Genomic DNA, 4,645 nt, shown 5'->3' with positions numbered 1-4,645 from the left:
CCGGGCTTTGCGCATAAAAAAAGGTTGTGCCAGCATTTTGACACAACCTCTTCTCTTTTCCTATTTGATAATGTGCTTATTAGTTCACCGGAGTCGGAGCCATTGCAGCCGGATTATTGTCCGCCTCTGTAATAGCACTGTTCACAGATGTTTCAGCCTCAGGAATACGGTAAATCATGATAGGAGCCTCAGCAGCAATTTCAGCAAATGTACTGTTGATGGGATAGTTAGCTCCCTGGCGGATAATAGGTTTCTTTAAACGCAAGATGTCGAATAATGCAAAACCTTCACCCCAAAGCTCAACACGGCGCTGGAACCAAACTTCGTCGATAAATGCGTCCAAAGAACCGGCAGTACAGGTATAAGACGGATCACGATATTGTCTTACGAACTCTTCCAATTTCTGCTTACCTGTAGCCAGGTTATCCCGTCCAAGAGCTTCTGCTTCAATCAGTTTCATCTCTTCAACACGCATCAACGGCCAGTCTTGTGCATTGTCTGTATCTGCGAAAGTTCCATTGTCAGGACCAAACTTCACATTTGTATAAGGAGAAAATTTGCTAGGGAATGTTCCACCATTAAACATACCGTTTGCCCAATAGTAAGCATAGTCTTCACCAAGTCCGTTATCCAGAACAGGCGAGTGCAAATCTTCATCTACCCACCAACCTTTACGTACATCCGTTTCTGGTATCTTAGCCCATAAATTCTTGTTGATGAGACGGTAAGCTACGTCAGTAGCGCTAGCTGCTGTCGTATATCCCATACCCGTCAGTGAACAAAGATTAGAAGGCCAGTTTACGATACCGGTTTTTGCCAGATAATCTTCCGTAGTCACTACGATACCCCATATCCATGCATTATCTGTAGCATTATAGAAAGTCGGTTGGCTTACATCTGCAACAGAATAAGGAGCAGAAGTTCCATAAGCTTTAGCAGCATCAGAAGCCGCTGCAGCCCACTTACCCATCAGCAAGTTAGCACGAGCACGCAGACCATAGGCCACTTCTACTGATATTTCAGCTTTATCGGCACGTGCAGAAGCACCTGTCAACAAAGTAATAGCTTCATCCAAATCTTCCATAATACGGCCATATACTTGTTGTACACTTGCACGCGGATTATTCATCAACTCAGTATCAGAAGTTGTTTCCAGTACCAGAGGTACACCATTAGCTGTTTCGTGACCTATGTAAGTCAACTGATAAGTCTGAATAAGTTGCAAATAATCAAAAGCACGTGAAGCCAATGCCTGACCACGATATTTCTTTAAAGAAGCGTCTGCCGCATCTGCCGGAATAGCTTTAAGAATATCATTAGCGGTTTTCATGTGTTTATAATATAGCTTCCACAGAAAAGCATTAAATGTAGACGTAATGTTTCTGTCTAATAAGCGTTGAGAACTGATAAACTTATTATAACCGGTCTGGTCATTCAAAGTCAGCAAATCCTGTCCGGCTGTTTCATAAATCATACAAGCTGCCGGAAAGCCATAGTCCATGTGGTTATTATAATCAGTCAACAGGTTTGTATGAGAATAAAGACCTGTTTTCAAACCATTCAATTCAGAAGAAATACGGTCTGGCAACAACTCAACCACCTCATTTTTCTGGTCTTGTGTCACGGTGCTTCCTTCAGGAAACTTATCGAGATCACAAGAAACCACCACCATGGTTGCAGAAAGCAGTAATATATATTTGTTAATCTTCATAATTCTATATTTGTTTTAGATTAAAATGAAAGTGATAAACCTCCCGAAATAGCACGAATAGGAGAATATACGTCTGCACTGGCAGTTGTATAGCTCTGACGAGGGTCGAAACCTTTGCGCTTGCTGAACAAAGCTACATTGTCAGCTGACATATAAACACGTAGTGAACTAATATTCAATGAACGTACCCAGCTCTTTGGCAATGTATATCCCAGTGTTATACTGTTGATGCTCAAATAGTCAGACTTAGTCAGGAAACGATCAGACAAATAGTTAGCATACTGGTCTGTTGCACTCAGACGAGGTATATTAGAGCCTTTATTATCAGCAGTCCAAGCTTTCAGAATGTCCTTATGCCAGTTCTGACCAGGATCGGTACCTGAATTCATCAAAGATGCATAACCATTATCGTACATACGTCCACCCAACTGGTAAGCAAAAGAGATAGAGAAATCAAATCCATACGCATTCAAGCTCGTACCGAAACCACCATATACCTTCGGCAGAATATCACCGGTTGCATAACGGGTAGCATTCGGAGCATCCGTAGTTTTTTCTTGTCCGGTCACATTGCCTTCCGCATCTGTAATATCCTTATAGTATTGTGCTACTCCGTTCTCATCTACACCGGCATATTTACGCAGATAGAATTGATATCTGGATTCGCCTTCACGATAAATGTAGCTGCCACTAATCATCTCACCATTCAATGAAGGATCCAGTTCATTGATCGTATTCTTGAAATGAGTCAAGTTAAAATTCATGCGCCAGGTCAAATCATTCGTTTCAATCAAAAGTCCGTTCAAATCCAATTCAACACCTTTATTAGTCATAGAACCAACATTCATTGGAATACTGGCATAACCGGCAGAAGCATTCATCGGTTTGTTATAAAGCATATCAGTAGTCTTACGGCTAAAGTATTCAACAGTACCGCTCAATCGGCCTTTAAAGAATTCAAAATCAAAACCTGTGTTGAAACTATGAGAAGTTTCCCAAGTGATATCTTTATTACCTTTATAAGAAAGAGCCAATGCAAAATCATTATTACTGTTAGAAACAGTATATTGATCCAAGTACGCATAGTAATTACCGATATTATCATTACCTTGTGCACCATAACTGATTTTGAACTTCAACATATCAATCCAAGATGTATTCTGCAAGAATGACTCTTTGTTCATCAACCAACCGAGACCAACAGACCAGAAATTACCCCAACGGTTGTCCGGATGAAAACGTGAAGAAGCGTCACGACGGAAGGAAGCACTGGCAAAGTATTTTTCCAGATAATCATACTGAGCACGGAACAAGAAACCTGCTGTAGCATAATTAGCTGTACTGGAGTTTGCACTCGGAGTATTAATCGCATTATTCAATTCTACAATATTAGGATTGTAGACTTTCTGCTTGCTACCGGACAAAGCCTGATTTTTATAATCATAAGATTCAAAACCTGCCAGTAAATCAATGTTATGATCACCGAAGTTCTTCTTATAAGTCAATAAATACTGTTGATTGATACTGAATACACGACTGTGAGAAACACCTACCACACCACCGGTATTACCTGCATACTGTCCATAGTAAGGGTTGATCAATTCTGTATAACGTGTATTATCCAGGTCCATACCCCAGTTAGCAGTCGCTTTCAATCCTTCGATAATAGATACTTCTACGAAAGCACGTCCACTCAAGATGTCCATATTGTACTCATTCTTATCCAACTGCAGAGCAGATGCCGGGTTAGATTGAGAAAGGAACGGGCGGTTCAGAGCTGTAGTACCATCTGTATACATACCATTGCCATAGTCATACATAGTGAAACCACGAGCGTCTTTCTTAATGCTTCCGTCTGCATTGCGGATATACAAGGGATAGATAGGCGCAATGTTATTAGTTATATAAAATAAGTTAGTAGAACTTCCTGAAGTAGTTTGTTCATCAGGATAACGGCTTACGATATTAGAATAGGCAACATTCGCACCTACTTTCAACCATTCCTTCACCTGATAATCAGCTTTCAGGCGGAATGAAAGGCGTGAAAATGATGAGCCTGGGATAAGACCGCTATCATCCAGATAACCGGCTGACATATAATAGTTCATTTTTTCAGTAGAACCGCTAATGTTTACGTTATATTCCTGGCGTAAGTTACCATTGTCAAGCAACTCTTTCTCCCAGTCATCAGGAGTAATATAGTAATCTCCATACACTCGGCCAAGTTTAGCATTCGGATTAAGTTTACCGTCTACACCTATATATCCCTCACCATTAGGCACTGTGTAAACAGGATATCCCAAACCGTCTTTAGAAAACAGCAATGAGTTAATATACTGATTACCAGTCATTCCATTAGACAATACTCTATTGGGATCTCCACCAGCATAACCATTCAACATTGCTGTGTAGTAGTTCTCCACATATTCCTGAGAAGAAGTCATAACATCATAGTTAGACACACCGCGACGGTTAGTACCCCACTTAGCGTCCAGATTTACAGTTGCTTTTCCCGTAGCTCCTTTTTTGGTAGTCACCAAAATTACACCATTGGCACCACGTGCACCATATAATGCATTAGAAGCAGCATCCTTCAATACCGTCAAACTCTCAATATCCTGTGAGTTGATAGCTGAAATATCACCATCATAAGGAACACCATCCACTACATACAATGGATTGTTACTTGCAGACAAAGAGCCAACACCGCGAATACGTACAGTAGAACCTGTACCCGGTTGTCCATTACCACTTGTAGTTTGTACACCGGCTACCTGTCCTGAAAGTGCATTCGATATATTAGAAACCTGGCGCTCTGCAATTTTATCAGCTTTAATAGTAGAAGCAGAACCCGTAAACTGGGACTTCTTTGCCGTACCATAGGCAACCACCATTACTTCATCAAGCATCTCAGCATCAGACTTCATTGTGACC

At 41.0% G+C, this 4,645-nt stretch carries 2 protein-coding genes; both read right to left on the bottom strand.

What is annotated here, in order from left to right; genetic code table 11:
• Positions 1-79 precede the first annotated feature (79 nt).
• Complete coding sequence (locus BACCELL_RS15970) at positions 80-1,711, bottom strand: RagB/SusD family nutrient uptake outer membrane protein (RefSeq protein ID WP_007212947.1); 1,632 nt, start codon at positions 1,709-1,711, stop codon at positions 80-82.
• Positions 1,712-1,731: 20 nt separating this feature from the next.
• A partial coding sequence (locus BACCELL_RS15965; protein WP_007212946.1) for a SusC/RagA family TonB-linked outer membrane protein occupies positions 1,732-4,645 on the bottom strand: 2,914 nt, incomplete at its 5' end.

Source organism: Bacteroides cellulosilyticus DSM 14838, from assembly GCF_000158035.1.
Taxonomy (GTDB): Bacteria; Bacteroidota; Bacteroidia; order Bacteroidales; family Bacteroidaceae; genus Bacteroides; species Bacteroides cellulosilyticus.
This window is presented reverse-complemented; position numbering and strand designations above follow the sequence as displayed.

Bases quoted from the DNA above. Each gene is read 5' to 3' on its own strand.
- BACCELL_RS15970 (WP_007212947.1), bottom strand. From the start codon at position 1,711: ATGAAGATTAACAAATATATATTACTGCTTTCTGCAACCATGGTGGTG.